Below are 16,888 nucleotides of genomic sequence, written 5' to 3'. Positions count from 1 at the left end.
TCAATAGACCCTCTTCTTCGGCGGAAACGACTCGACCGTCATCGGCTGCAAACGCACCGGTTTGTAATCCAGTCCCACCCTGCCATCATGGATGGAGCCCAGCGTATGCTTCAGCCATAACACATCATCCCGCTCCGGATAATCATCACGGGCATGCGCCCCCCGCGACTCCCGGCGCGCCAGCGCACCGGCTGCGGTAATACGGGCAAGTGCCATCAGGTTTTCCAGTTCCAGCGCCTCAACCAGCTCGGTATTGAAAATGCGACAAGCATCGGAGAGTACTGCATGAGGCAATTCGGCGGCCAGCGCCTCCAGCAGCTGAATCCCCTCTTCCATCACCGCCTCTGTACGATAAACACTGAAATGATCCTGCATCACCGTCTGCATGCGGGTACGCAATTCAGCCACTCGCGGACCATCCTGACTGCCGGCCCGCTCCAGCCAGTGCTCAACCCGCTGCACACCACCCTGCCAGCACTCTCTGGCCAGTGGCGCATGGTACGGCTGCTGTTTCAGCTGTTTGATGATCTGATTTCCGCACGCCCGCCCGAATACGACAATCTCAAGCAGGGAGTTTCCACCCAGCCGGTTCGCCCCGTGCACGGACACACAGGCTCCCTCACCAATCGCATAGAGGCCGCCAAACGACTGCTCCTGGCCACCGGCACCTTTGACAACCACTTCACCGAAACGGTTGGTCGGCACCCCGCCCATCGTGTAGTGCATGGTGGGCTGCACAGGAATCGGCTCGTGAATACAGTCCACACCGGCAAAACGCAGTGCGAGCTCATGAATATTGGGCAGCTTCGAGAGGATCAGCTCCTCACCGAGGTGATCGAGCTTGAGCAGCACATGGTCCCGCTTCGGTCCACACCCCCGGCCTTCACGAATCTCCATGGCAATCGCACGGGAAACCACATCACGACTGGCGAGATCACGGGCCGTCGGGGCATAGCGCTCCATAAAGCGCTCTCCTTCACTATTGAGGAGATAGCCACCCTCCCCCCTGACACCCTCGGTAATCAGCGGTCCCACATCGGCAATACCGGTCGGGTGAAACTGGAAAAACTCCATATCCTCGATCGGCAGACCGGCCCTTACAGCCAGCGCACCGCCATCACCGGTACAGATATGGGCATTGGTCGTCACCTTGAATATACGACCGGCACCACCTGTAGCCAGCACCACAGCCTTGGCCTGAAACAGATGATAGGCTCCGGCAGCAATATCCCAGGCCATCACCCCCTGACACCCGCCACTGTCGGTGATCAGATCAAGGGCAAAATACTCCTGAAAGAACTGCGTCCCCGCTCTGAGATTCTGCTGGTAGAGGGTGTGAAGAATCGCATGCCCCGTCCGATCGGCAGCAGCACAGGTACGCGATGCCTGACCACCCTCACCCAGCTCGCGCGACTGCCCGCCAAAAGGACGCTGATAAATGGTACCATCATCGAGACGCGAAAAGGGAACCCCCTGATGCTCAAGCTCACGCACCAGCAGAGGCGCAGCCCGACACATGTATTCAATCGCATCCTGATCACCCAGATAATCGGAGCCCTTGACCGTATCATACATATGCCAGAGCCAGTGATCGGAGGTCACATTACCGAGCGCCGCATTTATACCACCCTGCGCAGCCACCGTATGCGACCGGGTTGGCAACACCTTGGTCACAACAGCAACCCGGAATCCGGCATCCGCCAACTGCAGAGCACAGCGCATACCGGCACCGCCAGAGCCGATAATCACCACATCATGAAAGTGGTGCTTCACCTTGTCGGTGGAGAGATATCCCATTACTGCACTCCCGTCATCAGCCGCCCCAGGCCCAGATGATTGCCAGCCACCAGATACCGAAGCCGGACATCAACACCAGCATGCCGCCAATCAGACTGACCCGCCAGCCGATTACCGGCACATAATCCTCAATCATTACTTTCAAACCCATATAGGCATGAACAATCAGCGCAATGATCAGAATGGTATGAAGCAGGCGGGAAACAAAGTTATCGACAATATCCAGCAATCCGAACTGATCCAGGTGGCCCGTATAAACCAGAATCAGCACCACAAACGACAGTGGCAACAACACCGCCAGCACCACTGCGGATAACCGCTGCAGATACCAGTCCCGAAATCCGCTACGGGCAGAGCCCGGCTCCTTGATCAGCTTCATAACGGCATATCCTGCACCCTCATCCCAGCAGCAACACGGCCAGCAGCAGTGCCGCCACACCGGCCATGGCGATCACCACACGTGCACTCAGCCGCATCATCATTCTGCTTTCACACCAGCCGGCATCAATCGAGAGAAAACGAAGACCATTACAAAAGTGATAAAAGAGCGCCACCCCCACAAACCACAACGATAGCCGCCCCAGTCCCGAGTGCAGCCACTGCTGCATCCGTTCAAAATCGTCGGTGCTGCCGGTCATGCCATGGAGAATCCACAGATAAAGAGGAACAAACAGAACAAGAATCAGGCCACTGACCCGATGTGCCAGACTGGCAATCATGGCCGGCTGCCAGCGATAGACTGACAGGCGAGGGGATAAAGACCTGCGGGTTAATCTGCCCGGATCATTCACAGCGTCACCTCTTCAGCTTGCCCCGGCAACAATAACACAGCATCGCCGCACAGCGGGCAAAGTCGAGGCCAGACTACGCCCTCCCTGTCACAACTGCCACCGTTTCTGTTCAATGCCTTTTCTCAATAGATTGCCGCATCGACGCCACCACTCCGGCAAGCTCACTGGCCAGATACCAGCCCGACCGCTCACCTGCTGATCCATGCAATGCCACGGCAGCAGCAATCATCGATCCGATATCCCCGCCCTGGCGCCGCCAGAATGCCAGTTGACGACCAAGCATGCCGGCCAGCACATCTCCGGATCCTGCGACCGCCAGTTGCGGAGAGCCAAACGGATTCAGCGTCAGATCCCCTGCCGGCGAGGAAATCAGCGTCTCATGCCCTTTCAGAACCACCCAGCTTGCATAGCAGCGTGCCAGCTTAAGCACGGATCGTTTGCGATCGGCCTGAACCTCATCCACGCTGCACCCCAGCATACGGGCAGCCTCGCCCGGATGCGGCGTCAATACGGTTACACCACTGCGCTCCCTGACAGACGCCTGCAAGCGGGCATCTGCGGCGATCATATTCAGTGCATCGGCATCAAGCAGAAGAGGACGCGAAGTGGCCAACAGGCCGGTCAACAACGACTGCTGACCAATTCCCCAACCGGGCCCCGCCACTACGGCGTCAGCCTGAGCCACCACCTCTTCCGCTTCATCACTCTGCCAGCATCGGGAGGAGTGACTGTGAACCATGGCTTCAAGACTGCCCGCAGCTACGACCGGCCACACCTCATCCGGACACACCACGCTGACCAGACCTGCACCGGAGGCAAGCGCCCCCAGAGCCGCAAGCTTCGGTGCCCCGGTAAAACCGGGAGAACCGCCAAAGACCCATACATGACCAAAACTGCCTTTATGCGACAGGCGCGAGCGTCTCGGCCAGCCACGCTCCATCGCCTCCACATCGATAAAATTTGCACTGTTTAGCGGCACCGTATATTCACAGGCGGAGGGATCAGCCACAGCAGACCAGGCTCTGCACAGCAGAGCATCTTCAATACCGATACAGGCAACAGGCAGCAGGGTGCCGGAGTACTCGGGACCATGCCCCATCCAGTATCCCCATTTACAGGCAGCAACCGGAAGTGTGTAGCCGGCATGGATCGCATCACCCATCACCTGACCGGTATCTGCATTAAGGCCACTGGCAATATCAATACTCAACACCGGACGACCGGAAAGATTGATCTGCGCAACAGCCTCTGCCACGCGCCCGGCAAGCACTCTGTTCACACCACTGCCAAGAATGGCATCCACCACAATAACAGCTCTTGCCAGCCAACGATTAAGTTCGGTAAAACTGACATCGCATACGGCCTCCCGAAGCTTGGCTCCGACATCTCTTGCAAGCTGTGCATGCAAGCGCACATTTTCAGGCAACTGGTCAAGCGGGGTCAGCATCACCAGCGTAACCGGCACCCCCCGCTGTCGCAAATAGCGGGCGGCAGCAAAACCATCGCCACCATTATTGCCCGAACCGGTCACAATCACGACCCGACCGAAGTCGGGCATATGTTCCAGCACAGCATCCGTCACGGCTTTGCCGGCACGATCCATCAGGTCAAACCCGGTCATACCGGCCGCCATGGCTGCTGCATCCGCCCAGCGCATCTGAGCCGCGCTTAATATGCGTACACTCATACACTCTCCCTCCCGTTCACGAAACCTTGCTTACATTAAGCTGCTTTCCCCTTTACCACCGCCCGGCTGTCAATCTATAAACAGAGAGTGCCCCCATCCCGAGCCGCGCCCCGAATAACCGGATACCCGGCCAGCATGGCACATATATGGGCCGGTATCAACGGGCCTGATACCGGAACGTCATCCGAAAAACTCTGAAATCCAACACAACGATCACATCCCCTGCCAGTATTCACGATCACCAGTCCGACACCGGCGCCTTTGATCTGTGAGCAATCAAGCGTCATACAGATTCCTATAAAGCCTTGCAGGGACAGCACTAAGAGAGATACCGCCCCGACCGCTGACACTAAAAATATACCTGGCATACATGATCATGGCAATGAAAGCCCTTACCGTTCGACCATTCTGATGCTACTCTGTGGCACGACTCTTGATACTTGTACGGGTGGTTACCTGAACCGGCGCAAACAGGGATAACCTGATACCGGCAGCAGCCGGTAACCAAATGAATCAATGCACGGACAGTCTGGTCCGCCCGTGCTACTGGATTGGATTGTATGAACGGAAACTCCCATCGCATTCTGGTCATCGAAGATCAAACCTCTATCCGTGAGGTCGTTGCAGACCTGCTGCGTGAGTTTGAACTTGCCGGACAGATTGAGCAGGCCAACTCCATTGAGGAGGCGCGGCAGGCGCTCAACCGCATGAGCTGGGATGCCATCATCACCGACATGAGTCTTTGTGATGGCAATATCCTCGACCTGATCGAGGTGATGCAACAGCAGGAACAATACAGGTTCCCCCCTATTCTGCTGATGAGCGGATTTCTGTTCGGTGAATCGGAAAAGCGCGCCAGGGCCCTTGGTATCAATCATATTCTCAGCAAACCTTTCGTCCCTCTGATTCTGATTGATTCAGTTCAGCACATGCTGACTACTGCGGCGAAATAATGACCCTGCTGTTCCGCTACAGCTGGTTGCTTGTGCTGATCGCCGGCCTGACGGTCAACATGGTGACCTACCATTATCAGCAAGGTATCAATGAACAACTGATCAACAATGAAATCAATCTGAGCAGCCAGGAGAAGCTGGGCGCCATACGCAACATGCTGCAGCGCCAGAGTGATGTATCAGGCACCCTTATCGCCTTCATGCACAGCCCGATACACCCGATAAGTGACGACGAGGCGCGCAGATTCATGCGCAGCCTGCTGGATCTTCACACCGACACCCTGGATGAAATCAGCATCATTTCTCCGGCCCTGACCGGCAACATCATCACTCTGCGACAGCACGACAGCACCACAACCTCCGCACTGCCCGACCCGGGCACCCTTTCACAGCTGCATGCGGGAAGTTATCACTGGCAACGGATTGATCGCGACCACGGCGACAGCGCATTGCGCATTACCCTTGCCGATGGAGAGGGCGATCAACGCATCTATGCAATATGTACCTGGAATGCCAGCATCATGGTTGAGCAGGCCATTGCTTCTGTTGGCGTAGCAGGACTGGATATCGATGTGGATATCCGCGCGGATGACCGCATCGAGCGCCTGTTCAGCCACTCATCCCGCCTGCGCAAGGATCACAGCCTGGTCACACCACAACAGCATTACAGCTGGCAGGCCCCCTTCGACGTTGCCGGTTCTCACTTCATGATCCACACACGGGCACTGCCCGAGCTGCACAGCCAGGCATTTGTGCATCACACCTACTGGATGCTGCTGACCGGATTGGTCATCACAGCACTGTTATCACTGCTGCTGTTCACCCGTACCCGCCTTAACACACGCCTGCAAAGCGAGGTGGAAATCCGCACCAGCGAACTGTCGGGAGAACGTCAAAAACTTGCTGCCGTCATCGATCATGCCCATGACTGTATTCTGGTCATTGATGAAGAGGGTAAAATTTTGCGGGCCAACCCTGCCGCCATCGCCCTGTTCGGCTATCCCGTCACCGAGTGGCAATACCTGACCATTCACGATCTTTTGCCGAACGATATCAGGGAGGCACACCGGCGCTGGTTCAAGGCTGAAATAGACGGTGAAAGCAACTGTGCCATTGGCAAGATCAGGGAGATACGCGGACAGCGACAGGATGGCTCCCAGTTCACCGGCGAAATTGCCATCCATGCCTTCACCAGCGGCAATGCCAGGCAGTTCTCCATCGTACTCGGCGATATCAGCCAGCAGAAAATCCATGCCTGGGTCCAGAGCACCCTGCTCAACCTGCGCGCAACCAGCCAGGCCCCCATCGCCCTGCACACACGACTGAAGGAGATGCTGGTCGCCATCCTCTCCAGCCCCTGGTCCATCACATCCGCCGCCATCTACACACTGCAGGGCGATCAGCTCTGGCTGTCGGCCAGCCATGGCTGGCAGCGTGATGTAAAAATGCGTCATCTCACCATCGCTGCCGACCAGTGCCTGTGCGGCCAGTCCATGGATACCGGCGATGCCGTCAGCTGTGACCATATGCAGTCGGTCACCGGCGAGGATATGTACTGTCTGCCGGTGATCCATGATGGCAAACGCACCGGCCTGCTACACCTGAGATTCTCCCATGGCACAGAGAGACCGCCCGAATTTCTGAACTTCTGCCAGCAGGTACAGGAAATTGTCTCGGAGCTGCTGCTGCGCGAGCAGGTACGGCAAACGCTGGAGGATAGTGAAACCAAGCACCGCCAACTGGTTGAAACCACACCGATGGGCATTGTGATCCAATGTGGCGACAAGGTACGTTTTGTCAATCCGGCCGCCTTGAAAATGCTGGCAGCATCAACCGCCGATGAACTGTACCCATACTCCATAGCCGACTGCGTTTATCCGGATGATCGTCCCCATGTTTCGGCACTGATGACCACCCTGCAGCAAGGGGGGCATATTGATCCGACCGAGCAGCGGATACAGCGGCTTGACGGCACCTATTTCTGGGCCGATTTGCGCGGCGTTCCGATTGTGTATGACGGCACGCCTGCCGTGCAGGTGCTGATACAGGATATCAGTGATCGCAAGCGGGCCGAGGAGCAGCTGACACTGCTCTCCTACTCGGATGAACTCACCGGGCTTCCCAACCGCCGTCTGTTTATCGATCGACTGGAACAGGCATGCAACCAGGCGCGCCGGAGAGACCGGCAACTGTGCATGCTGTTTCTTGATCTTGATCGATTCAAGGCCATTAACGACACCCAGGGACATGCGTGTGGCGATATGGTGCTGCAGGCGGTGGGAGAGCGCATCCGGCTCAACCTGCGATCATCCGACACAGCAGCCCGCATGGGAGGCGATGAGTTTGCCGTACTGCTTCCGGAAACCGACCAGACCAGCGCCCTGCATGTGGCCGGCAAACTGACCCAGGCGTTGCAACTGCCGATTATGCAGGGGGGGCACACCTTTAATATCGGCGTCAGTATCGGTCTCGCCTGCTTCCCGGACGATGCAAAAGAGAGCGATACGCTGCTCAAGTATGCCGACAATGCCATGTATTATGCCAAACAGAATCATCTGGATACCTACTGCTTCTCCAGCGAGCTGGCCCAGACAGCCAATCGTCGCATCCGGCTTGAGCAGGAACTCAAACTGGCCGCAGAACGCGGTCAGCTGCAACTTCATTACCAGAGCCAGTTCAGCCTGACACCACAGGGCAATATCATCACAGGCGTCGAGAGCCTGATTCGCTGGCACCATCCGGAGCTGGGTATGGTATCGCCGGCAGAGTTTATTCCCCTGGCCGAAGAAACGGGTCTGATCCGCCCGGTGACCGAGTGGGTCATCAGCGAAGCATCCAGGCAGGCCATCATCTGGGAACAGGAGTCCATCCGGCCGGCCAGGATCAGCATCAATATCTCTGCTGTCGAGTTGATGCAACAGGGGCTTGCCGAGCAGATTGTCACACATATTGTGAACGCCGGAGCCTCACCCGACTGGTTTGAGATCGAGGTCACCGAAACGGCTGCCATGAATCAGCCGGACACCGCCATTGACATTATGACCAGCCTGGCCGCTCAGGGTATTTATATCGCCATCGATGACTTCGGCACCGGCTACTCTTCGCTGGCCTACCTCAAGCGGTTACCCGCACAGCATCTGAAGATTGATATTGCCTTTATTCGCGACCTGCCCAACAACGCTGAAGACGCCGTCATTGTTCGAACCATTATTGCCATGGCCCACTCACTGGGGCTGAAGGTGGTCGCCGAAGGCGTTGAAACACATGAACAGCTGCAATTCCTGCGGCAGGAGGGCTGTGATATGATCCAGGGTTATCTGCTTGGCAAACCGCTGACTGCAGAGGCGACCAGCGCATTGCTGCGCTCCCGCACTACAGCCCCTTCACTTCTCTGATCAGGCCCGCTCAGCCACGGCAAATGCCATCGCCACACCATCATCATCGGTCAGTGATACGTGTACCGAAACAATCCCGGCCCGGGCAGCAGCAGCTTCGGCACCGGCATGCAAAATCACCTCCGGCTTTCCACTCGGCTGATGCACAATCTCGATAAAACGGGCGGCTACGCCCTGGTGAAAACCGGTTCCCAGCGCTTTTGATACCGCCTCCTTGGCGGCAAACAGCATGGCAAGACGCCTGGCCGGATTACCTTTGGCCTGAGCCTGAGCCACCTCGGTAGCGGTATAGACACGCTGGTGAAAACGCTCGCCGAAACGATCACGTGTATGGGCAATGCGAGAGATCACCACACGATCCACGCCAATGCCTGCGATCGCCATCAGCGGACCATCACTGCCTTAAAGTCGGCAACGGCCTGATGCAGACCCTTGAAAATAGCATCGGCAACAATGGCATGGCCGATATTCAGCTCTTCAATTTCAGGTATCGCACAAATGGCCGGCGTATTCTCAACCGTCAAACCATGCCCGGCATGCACAATCAGACCAAGATCACCGGCAAGACTGGCCCCGTCACGCAGTGCCGCCAGCTCATTTGATTGCATCTGACCACGATAGTTGGCGTAGTGACCGGTATGCAGCTCAATCACCGGCGCACCAATCGCCCGGCTGGCCCGAATCTGTTCAGGGACAGGATCAATAAACATCGATACGCGCACCCCGACTGCTGTCAGTCGCTCCACCACTGCTGCCAACCGGCTCTGGTGCGCCACCACATCCAGCCCGCCCTCGGTGGTCAGCTCTTCACGTTTCTCAGGCACCAGACAACAGGCGAATGGCCTGAGCCGCTCGCATATTGCCACCATCTCATCGGTCGCTCCCATCTCCATATTCAGATGCAGGCCGGGATAGGCCGCCAGCCGCTCAATATCGTGATCCTGAATATGGCGACGATCCTCGCGCAGATGGGCGGTAATGCTGCCTGCACCCGCAGCCAGACAGACCGGCACCGCCGCAAGCGGATCCGGATAAGGTGTGCCACGCGCCTGTCGCAATGTGGCAATATGATCAATATTCACACCCAGATTCATCTTTTCCCCTCTAATACTCTGTCATTATTTGGGTTGCGGGCTTAACTGCCGGAACCCCTCCGGCAATTTCATGCCATGCTCCCGCATCACCTGCCCGATCATCATACGCCAGTGCTGAAGGTCTCTGGCGGAAAGGCGAACATTGCCCTGTCTCATGACACCGGCAATCCCTTTTCGCATACCGGGAGAAACCGCCCCCCCCTCTCCACAGTCAGAACAGATCAGCTGCGCGCCTTTCCAGGCCATCAGCGCCGCATCAGCCACGGCCTCACCGCACTGCCAGCAGTGCAGAAGATCACCAAGCAATCCCGCCCGATCCAGCAGCAGCCAGAATGCGGCGCATAATCCCTCATCCTGATGGCGACTGGCAAGCAAGGTCATGGCATCTGACAACTCGGAAAATCCGTGCGGATCTCCTTCCTGAAACAGCTGACTGGCGATAGCCAGCAGCTGCAACCCATCGAGCATATATGCCTCATCCACCAGCATGCCCGCTCTCCCTGCATCCAGCAGCGTTCCCATGCCACTGCGCCCGGGGCGCCAGCGAATATGCAAACGATACAGCGGCGCCAGCGTGGCACGAAATGGACTTTTAGCCCCTCTCGCCCCTCTCGCCATCAATGTCACCCGACCATGAGCGGGAGTAAGAAAGTGGCAAATCAGGGATGTTTCGCTATAAGGTATGCGGCGAAGCAGTAACGCCTGATCCATGAGTTCAGCCATTGCGGTGAATCAGGCTACTCTGCACCCAGCCCCAGATCAGCCAGCTTGCCGGGGTGATTAAACCAGTCGGGATCCACTTTCACCCAAAGGTTCAGATGAATCCGGCAATCCAGCAGCTTTTCCAGACCGAGCCTGGCACGTGTACCGATCTCCTTCATACGGAAACCACCCTTACCAATCAGCATCGGCTTATGGCGCTCACTGCCCACCAGAATCACGGCATCAATCTCAACCGTACCGTCAGCACACTCATCGAATCGCTCCACTTCGACCGCCGTCTGGAACGGAATTTCCTGCTGCATGCCCAGAAACACCTGTTCACGCACATACTCTGCCGCCAGCTGCCTCTGACTCTGATCGGTAAACCAGTCCGGCTCATACATGGGTGGCTGCTCAGGTAACAGCCTGGCAATTTCATCCAGCAGCATATGAAGCTGCACCCCTTTACGGGCCGATACCGGGATAAATGCCGATGCCCCCGGATCCAGCTGTTGCATCTGTGCCAGTCGCGGCAGCAGCGCCTCCTTGTTGACCGCATCGACCTTGTTCAGCACATGAATGCGCGGCTGCTTCAGGCGTCCGTCAGCAAAGCGTTCAATCAGGGCACGCGTGGCGCTGTCCAGTGGCTGCGTCACATCCTGCATAATCGCCAGCACATCGGCCTCTTCGGCCGCAGCATAGGCAACGCGCACCATATTGCGGTTAAGCTGCTTGTCGCCCTTATGAATGCCCGGGGTATCAACAAATACAATCTGGCGATCATCATCGCTGTATATGCCGAGAATACGATGACGGGTTGTCTGCGGTTTCGGCGTCACAATCGCCACCTTGGCCCCGATCACATGGTTCATTAATGTCGATTTGCCGACGTTCGGCCGCCCCAGCAGGGCCACCGTGCCGCAATGAAAAGTAGTTTCACTCATAGATTCAGTTTGCTCCATGCCTGTTCGGCTGCGGCGATTTCCGCCAGTTTCTTGCGTTCGCCCTGTCCCTTTCCGGCCACTTGCCCCTGCACACTGCACACCGCATCAAAACGGGGATGGGCGTCAACACCCCGATCTGTCAGGGTATAAACAGGCAAGCCCCAGCCTTTCGCCTGAGTCAGCTCCTGCAAACGACTTTTGGCATCACGTGTATCGACCCGATCAATATCGGCCAGCAACTGTTTCCATGAACGCAGCACCACCTTGCGTGCCTGCTCCCAGCCACCATCCTCAAATACGGCTCCGATCACCGCTTCAACAGCATTGGCCGCAATGGATGGAGACTTGATACCATGCACACTGCGCTCGCCCTCACCAACGATCAGACAACGCTGCAATCGCCACTCTGCCTCAACATGCAGCAATCGCTCCCGGCATACCAGGTTGGCACGCATACGGGAAAGTTTGCCTTCCGCCTTGTCGGGGAAACAGTGATGCAGATGCTCGGCGATGACGAGACCAAGTACGGCATCCCCAAGAAATTCAAGACGCTCCATATGGCCGGCAGCACCACTGGCAAGGTCGGAACGATGGGTCACCGCCCGCTTCAGCAGTGCAATATCACTAAATGTATATGCAATGGTCTTCTGTAGCCGGAGCAACTCTTTTTCCAGACTCATGAAACCTCCGCATGCAGTAAAGAACAGAAGACCCGCCATGGCCGTCTGGCTGCATCTACGCAGCTTTGTCTCCCGACATGAAGTGCGCCCCGACCTTCACTCACAGTCCGGAACTGCAACGACGGGGTCGGATGCCAGCGGGCGGAAAGCAAATCAGTCAATCATCTTGCCCAGACGCTCCCAGCGTGGTGCGTTCTTCTCATGATCCCACGACCACCAGATTACGGCCGCACGACCGACCATGTAGGACTGCGGGATAAATCCCCAGAAACGGGAATCACGGGAGTTATTGCGATTATCGCCGAGTGCGAAATACATATCGGCCGGCACCGTCCACTCACCATCCCTGATGGAAAAGTGTTTGCGCAGCACATCATGCTTCACACCATCAAGATTCTCTTCATACAGCCCCGACACATCGGCACTGCCATCACCGAGAAAATAGGTGCGCATCCCCTTCTCTTCCAGGGGCATCTCCTTGCCATTGATAAACAGACGATTCTCGCGATAGGTAATCACATCACCGGGCAGACCGACAATACGTTTGATATAATCCTTGCTCTTGTCTTCGGGGAAAACAAAGACAGCCACATCGCCGCGATGCGCCTGACGGGGAAGCAGCTGGGTATCGGTAAACGGAATGCGGAAGCCGTAGGTATAACGCAGTACAAACAGGTAATCGCCCACCTCGAGCGTCGGCACCATACTGGAAGACGGAATCTTGAACGGGGCCACGATAAAGCTGCGAATCACCATAGCCAGCAGGGCAATGACAATCAGACTTTCCAGCCATTCACGCCATACCGGCTTGTTTGATACCTGACTCATGAGCCCTCTCCCAGCTTAAGCACTGCAAGGAACGCCTCCTGGGGCACCTCCACACTACCAATGGATTTCATCCGTTTTTTACCGGCCTTCTGCTTTTCGAGCAGCTTGCGCTTACGGGTTATATCGCCGCCATAACATTTGGCGGTCACGTTTTTACGAACGGCCTTCACCGTTTCACGTGCCAGAATGCGTCCGCCGATCGCAGCCTGCAGTGGCACATCAAACTGCTGGCGCGGGATCAGCTCACGCAGCTTTTTGACCAGATCACGCCCGCGGGACTCGGCAATGGAGCGGTGGACAATCAGTGACAACGCATCCACAGGCTCGCCATGCACAAGCACATCAAGCTTGACCACATCATCGGCAGAAAAGTCTGACAACTCGTAATCCATCGAGGCATAACCGCGTGACAGTGATTTCAGCTTGTCATAGAAATCAATCACCATTTCTGCCAGTGGCAGACGATAGGTGATCATCACCCTGCCCTGCCCGATGAACTTCATATCCTGCTGGGCACCGCGCCGCTCCTGACACAGCCGCATCATCGCACCGACAAACTCTTCCGGCATAAAAATATGGGCCAGTACGGTCGGCTCTTCCACACGATCAATCTCCTGCGGATCCGGAAACTCGCTCGGATTGGAGATTTCGATCATGCTGCCATCATTACTGAAAATGCGGTACACCACACTCGGCGCTGTAGTGATCAGATCCAGATCATACTCACGTTCAAGTCGCTCCTGCACAATTTCCATATGCAGCATACCGAGGTAGCCGCAGCGGAAACCAAGACCCAGGGCGGATGAAGTTTCCGGCTCAAAGGTAAAGGCCGGATCGTTCATATGCAGCTTCTCGAGCGAATCACGCAACTCATTGTAGTCGGCAGAATCCACCGGATAGAGGCCGGAGAATACCATGGGCTTCGGCTCCCGGTATCCGGGCAGCGGCTCGGTCGCACCATTCTTCAGGGTCGTGACGGTATCTCCAACCTTGAGGTCGGCGAGCTTTTTGATGCCTCCGATCAGAAATCCTACCGAACCGGAGGAGAGCTGCGGGGTTGAAAACGGGGTGGGAACGAAATAACCGACATCCTGCACCTCATAAGAGGCTGCCGTCGGCATCGACATCAGACGGAAGCGATCGCCCTTTTTAATCGTGCCATCGAATACACGAATCAGAGCCACCGCTCCCACATAGGAGTCAAACCACGAATCCACCACCAGCGCCCGCAACGGCTTGTCATCATTATTCTGAGGCGGGGGAACATGCTGCACGATCGCTTCAAGCACATCGGTAATACCCTGCCCTGTTTTGGCAGAAACAGGAATCGCATAAGAGGCATCCAGACCGATGACATCTTCAATCTGCCGTTTGGCCTCATCGATATCGGCACTGGGCAGATCAATCTTGTTAATGATCGGGATGATTTCGAGGTTATTTTCCATGGCCAGATAGACGTTGGCCAGCGTCTGGGCTTCCACGCCCTGTGCCGCATCGACAATCAGCAACGCCCCTTCACAGGCCTGCAGCGAGCGGGATACCTCATAGGTAAAATCGACATGGCCGGGGGTATCGATCAGATTCAACTGATAGACCTGCCCGTCACGGGCTGTATAGCTCAGCGTCGCCGTCTGAGCCTTGATGGTAATGCCGCGCTCCTGCTCCAGTTCCATGGAGTCGAGCACCTGCTTTTTCATCTCGCGCTCGGAGAGCGCACCTGTCACCTCAATCAAACGATCGGCGAGTGTGGACTTGCCGTGATCGATATGGGCGATAATAGAAAAGTTGCGTATAAACCGCTGATGGTTATGAGTCTGGGTCATGGGGGCGGCAGTGTATCGACGCAATCGCCCCGGCGCTAGGAGTCTTCTGCCATGACCTCACCCCCCATTCGTCTTCTTCCCCGCCGGCCTGCTGCGTGCAAAAGCACTGAATTACTTGCAAATTCGATACTGCGGCCGTAATTTGTGGGTTGCAATGCCCGTGACTGACGATCTGAACAGGCTGGATGCACCTTCGCTTTTCCACTTTGTTAATTCGTTCAGAAATCAGCCATGGCATCGGGGGATGAGGATTGCACATGGGCAAACATAAAGGCAGATCGTCAGGTCAGATTGAAACTGACCTGTTTGAAGCACAACAACCATCAAACAGTAATGATCCAATGATTGATGAGCTGCAGCGGCAGTATGATGAATTACTGGGCAATCCCGAGCATCAGGTGCGCCCACAGGTGAGCCTTGATGAGATGATGTTTCACCTTGACGGGCCGGAAGATGCATTTCAACATCTAAACGCCCACGATGGTGGTCCTGATCCTTTTCAATCTGAACCATTGCAGCCTGAGCCCCTGCAGCCTGAGCCCCTGCAGCCTGAGCCCCTGCAGCCTGAGCCCCTGCAACCTGAGTCCCTGCAGCAGTCCGAGCCGCTGCAATCCGGGCCGTTGCTGGCTGACAGTGAACAAACGGTCGTCCACACAACTGAAACCCCACCGCCGTTATCCGACAGCAACAGTAAAGCATCCGATTTTTCCGACACGACTTCCGGCACAACCGATCATAAAGACGCTCCTCTCCCCTCTCAATCTGACGAAGTTGATGGTTTTTTTGCCAGCTTCAGCGAGATGTCCAACAGTTCCGCCCCATCCGACGCTGCCGCCCCCTTTACCGGTCATGATGAAACACCGATCGAGCAGCGGACTGCCAGTCGCAGCAGTGAAAGACGGCGTGCCGGGCTGACCAGCAACATCGCACAACCCCAGTCCGATGCCGACTGGAGCGAATACAGCTTTGATGACGAATCACAGACACCTCACGAACACCTCGATACGATGGAGGAAACGTATACCGACCCGCCTGTACGCAATCGGGGCAATGGTCTGATTATCGCCGCGACAGCGCTTTCACTGATCGCCGCCATCAGCGGCACGATTTACTGGGCAACCAGCGGGCCGGCAACCCCATCCCCGACTGACCCGGCGGCACGTGCCGCAGCCAAGGAAAAATTACTGGCCGATGCCCGTGCCAGCCTGGCACAGCAAGGCACCATCACCCCTGCAACCACCGTGCCGGCTGTATCGACCGCTTTAGAAACGCCACCGCCAGCCGCTGCCAGCACGGCTGAACAGTTGCAACTGGCACAGGCTCAACTCGCTGAGGAGAAACAGCGGCTTGCTCAAGCCAAATCAGCCAGTGAGCAACAACGGCTGGCAGCTGAGAAAGCTGCTGCAGAGAAGGCACGGGCAGCGGCCGCTGCACAACAACTGGCTGCTGAAAAAGCCAGAGCAGAGGCTGAGCAACAGCGCCTGATTGCCGAAAAAGCTGCAGCAGAAAAAGCCAGGGCAGCGGCCGCCGCACAACAACTGGCCGCTGAAAAGGCCCGGGCGGAAGCCGAACAACAACGCCTGATTGCAGCAAAGGCCGCTGCTGAAAAGGCTCGGGCAATGGCCGCAGCACAAAAAACGACCACTGAAAAGACTACGACCAGGGCTGCATCCGGCCAGCAAGTGACTGTTGCCGCAACTCAACGTCCCCATACACAGAAGAGAGTCACCAGATCCGGTCCAACAGCCATACGTACCCACCGCCAGCAACAGGAGATCATCATTAACGATGATATTTTTGCTGCGGATGAACCCGTTCAGGCCGTACCGCCAGCCACCCCGACCCCGGCAGCCCCCACCATCATTGCAGCGGCTCCTGCTGCCGCTGAGCCAGCCAAATCCACGATCAACGTCAGCAACATGAAACAGGCCCCGGCAGCCAGGCCACACACCACCACTGGCTGGGCCATTATTCTCAGCTCGACCTCCTCCGCCAAATCAGCCAGGCAGTATATTGCCCGGATGAAAGCACTGGGCGTAGAAACCGAGGCGACCTCCGATATCGACCACGGAAGAGTTTATCATCGCATCCGCATGACCGGTTTCACGACACGCCAGCAGGCAGAGCAACAGCTGCAAAGCATCACCCGCAAGCTTGGAATTCAGGGCGCCAAAATCGAAAAAATCTGATGATT

Annotated in this window: 14 protein-coding genes; 3 read left to right on the top strand and 11 right to left on the bottom strand. The window is 56.6% G+C overall.

Annotation, left to right across the window (positions count from 1 at the left end; translation table 11 throughout):
- The 4 genes from sdhA to FEF65_RS11660 form a co-directional block, all read right to left on the bottom strand.
- Window positions 1-1,797, bottom strand: coding sequence for a succinate dehydrogenase flavoprotein subunit (gene sdhA / locus FEF65_RS11675; RefSeq protein WP_138240002.1), 1,797 nt, complete (start codon window positions 1,795-1,797; stop codon window positions 1-3).
- Window positions 1,798-1,813: 16 nt separating this feature from the next.
- Window positions 1,814-2,176, bottom strand: coding sequence for a succinate dehydrogenase, hydrophobic membrane anchor protein (sdhD, locus tag FEF65_RS11670; RefSeq protein ID WP_138240001.1), 363 nt, complete (start codon window positions 2,174-2,176; stop codon window positions 1,814-1,816).
- A gap of 19 nt (window positions 2,177-2,195) precedes the next feature.
- Window positions 2,196-2,588 (bottom strand): succinate dehydrogenase, cytochrome b556 subunit, encoded by a 393-nt coding sequence (gene sdhC / locus FEF65_RS11665; RefSeq protein ID WP_138240000.1) that lies wholly within the window; start codon window positions 2,586-2,588, stop codon window positions 2,196-2,198.
- A gap of 109 nt (window positions 2,589-2,697) precedes the next feature.
- The gene (locus tag FEF65_RS11660; protein WP_138239999.1) at window positions 2,698-4,275 is read right to left on the bottom strand and encodes an NAD(P)H-hydrate dehydratase; all 1,578 of its coding nucleotides are present in this window, start codon (window positions 4,273-4,275) and stop codon (window positions 2,698-2,700) included.
- Window positions 4,276-4,835: 560 nt separating this feature from the next.
- Here FEF65_RS11660 and FEF65_RS11655 point away from each other — a divergent pair.
- Both FEF65_RS11655 and FEF65_RS11650 read left to right on the top strand, forming a co-directional pair.
- The gene (locus FEF65_RS11655) at window positions 4,836-5,228 is read left to right on the top strand and encodes a response regulator (RefSeq protein WP_138239998.1); all 393 of its coding nucleotides are present in this window, start codon (window positions 4,836-4,838) and stop codon (window positions 5,226-5,228) included.
- A complete protein-coding gene (locus FEF65_RS11650) occupies window positions 5,228-8,623 on the top strand; it encodes a sensor domain-containing protein (RefSeq protein WP_138239997.1) in 3,396 nt (1,131 codons plus the stop codon). The genes FEF65_RS11655 and FEF65_RS11650 overlap by 1 nt, the downstream gene beginning before the upstream one ends.
- Here FEF65_RS11650 and acpS read toward each other — a convergent pair whose 3' ends face one another.
- The 7 genes from acpS to lepA form a co-directional block, all read right to left on the bottom strand.
- The gene (gene acpS / locus FEF65_RS11645) at window positions 8,624-9,007 is read right to left on the bottom strand and encodes a holo-ACP synthase (RefSeq protein ID WP_138239996.1); all 384 of its coding nucleotides are present in this window, start codon (window positions 9,005-9,007) and stop codon (window positions 8,624-8,626) included. It lies immediately after the preceding gene.
- On the bottom strand, window positions 9,007-9,717 hold the full coding sequence (locus tag FEF65_RS11640) for a pyridoxine 5'-phosphate synthase (RefSeq protein ID WP_138239995.1): 711 nt from the start codon (window positions 9,715-9,717) through the stop codon (window positions 9,007-9,009). The genes acpS and FEF65_RS11640 overlap by 1 nt, the downstream gene beginning before the upstream one ends.
- Window positions 9,718-9,741: 24 nt before the next feature.
- Window positions 9,742-10,440 (bottom strand): DNA repair protein RecO, encoded by a 699-nt coding sequence (gene recO, locus FEF65_RS11635; protein WP_138239994.1) that lies wholly within the window; start codon window positions 10,438-10,440, stop codon window positions 9,742-9,744.
- 14 nt (window positions 10,441-10,454) lie between these two features.
- Window positions 10,455-11,363 (bottom strand): GTPase Era, encoded by a 909-nt coding sequence (era, locus tag FEF65_RS11630; protein ID WP_138239993.1) that lies wholly within the window; start codon window positions 11,361-11,363, stop codon window positions 10,455-10,457.
- Window positions 11,360-12,043, bottom strand: coding sequence for a ribonuclease III (gene rnc / locus FEF65_RS11625; protein ID WP_138239992.1), 684 nt, complete (start codon window positions 12,041-12,043; stop codon window positions 11,360-11,362). The genes era and rnc overlap by 4 nt, the downstream gene beginning before the upstream one ends.
- 153 nt (window positions 12,044-12,196) lie before the next feature.
- Window positions 12,197-12,871: a signal peptidase I gene (gene lepB / locus FEF65_RS11620; RefSeq protein ID WP_138239991.1), complete on the bottom strand. Its 675-nt coding sequence runs from the start codon at window positions 12,869-12,871 to the stop codon at window positions 12,197-12,199.
- Window positions 12,868-14,694 (bottom strand): translation elongation factor 4, encoded by a 1,827-nt coding sequence (gene lepA, locus FEF65_RS11615; protein ID WP_138239990.1) that lies wholly within the window; start codon window positions 14,692-14,694, stop codon window positions 12,868-12,870. The genes lepB and lepA overlap by 4 nt, the downstream gene beginning before the upstream one ends.
- A 257-nt stretch (window positions 14,695-14,951) precedes the next feature.
- Here lepA and FEF65_RS11605 point away from each other — a divergent pair, with 257 nt between their 5' ends.
- Window positions 14,952-16,883 carry an SPOR domain-containing protein gene (locus FEF65_RS11605; protein ID WP_161595240.1) on the top strand — a complete coding sequence of 644 codons (1,932 nt, stop codon included), beginning with the start codon at window positions 14,952-14,954 and terminating at the stop codon, window positions 16,881-16,883.
- Window positions 16,884-16,888: the final 5 nt, after the last annotated feature.

Origin of the sequence: Mariprofundus erugo (assembly GCF_005818865.1) — a bacterium.
In the GTDB taxonomy this organism is placed as follows: domain Bacteria; phylum Pseudomonadota; class Zetaproteobacteria; order Mariprofundales; family Mariprofundaceae; genus Mariprofundus; species Mariprofundus erugo.
Note: the sequence above shows the minus strand (reverse complement) of the source record. Positions and strands in the feature narration are given on the sequence as shown.

What these genes read in the sequence shown, in the direction of transcription:
- lepB (WP_138239991.1), bottom strand. Translation starts at nt 12,871, where the DNA reads ATGAGTCAGGTATCAAACAAGCCGGTATGGCGTGAATGGCTGGAAAGT.
- acpS (WP_138239996.1), bottom strand. Translation starts at nt 9,007, where the DNA reads ATGGCGATCGCAGGCATTGGCGTGGATCGTGTGGTGATCTCTCGCATT.
- FEF65_RS11605 (WP_161595240.1), top strand. Translation starts at nt 14,952, where the DNA reads ATGGGCAAACATAAAGGCAGATCGTCAGGTCAGATTGAAACTGACCTG.
- recO (WP_138239994.1), bottom strand. Translation starts at nt 10,440, where the DNA reads ATGGCTGAACTCATGGATCAGGCGTTACTGCTTCGCCGCATACCTTAT.
- FEF65_RS11640 (WP_138239995.1), bottom strand. Translation starts at nt 9,717, where the DNA reads ATGAATCTGGGTGTGAATATTGATCATATTGCCACATTGCGACAGGCG.
- era (WP_138239993.1), bottom strand. Translation starts at nt 11,363, where the DNA reads ATGAGTGAAACTACTTTTCATTGCGGCACGGTGGCCCTGCTGGGGCGG.
- sdhD (WP_138240001.1), bottom strand. Translation starts at nt 2,176, where the DNA reads ATGAAGCTGATCAAGGAGCCGGGCTCTGCCCGTAGCGGATTTCGGGAC.
- rnc (WP_138239992.1), bottom strand. Translation starts at nt 12,043, where the DNA reads ATGAGTCTGGAAAAAGAGTTGCTCCGGCTACAGAAGACCATTGCATAT.
- sdhA (WP_138240002.1), bottom strand. Translation starts at nt 1,797, where the DNA reads ATGGGATATCTCTCCACCGACAAGGTGAAGCACCACTTTCATGATGTG.
- FEF65_RS11650 (WP_138239997.1), top strand. Translation starts at nt 5,228, where the DNA reads ATGACCCTGCTGTTCCGCTACAGCTGGTTGCTTGTGCTGATCGCCGGC.
- FEF65_RS11655 (WP_138239998.1), top strand. Translation starts at nt 4,836, where the DNA reads ATGAACGGAAACTCCCATCGCATTCTGGTCATCGAAGATCAAACCTCT.
- FEF65_RS11660 (WP_138239999.1), bottom strand. Translation starts at nt 4,275, where the DNA reads ATGAGTGTACGCATATTAAGCGCGGCTCAGATGCGCTGGGCGGATGCA.
- lepA (WP_138239990.1), bottom strand. Translation starts at nt 14,694, where the DNA reads ATGACCCAGACTCATAACCATCAGCGGTTTATACGCAACTTTTCTATT.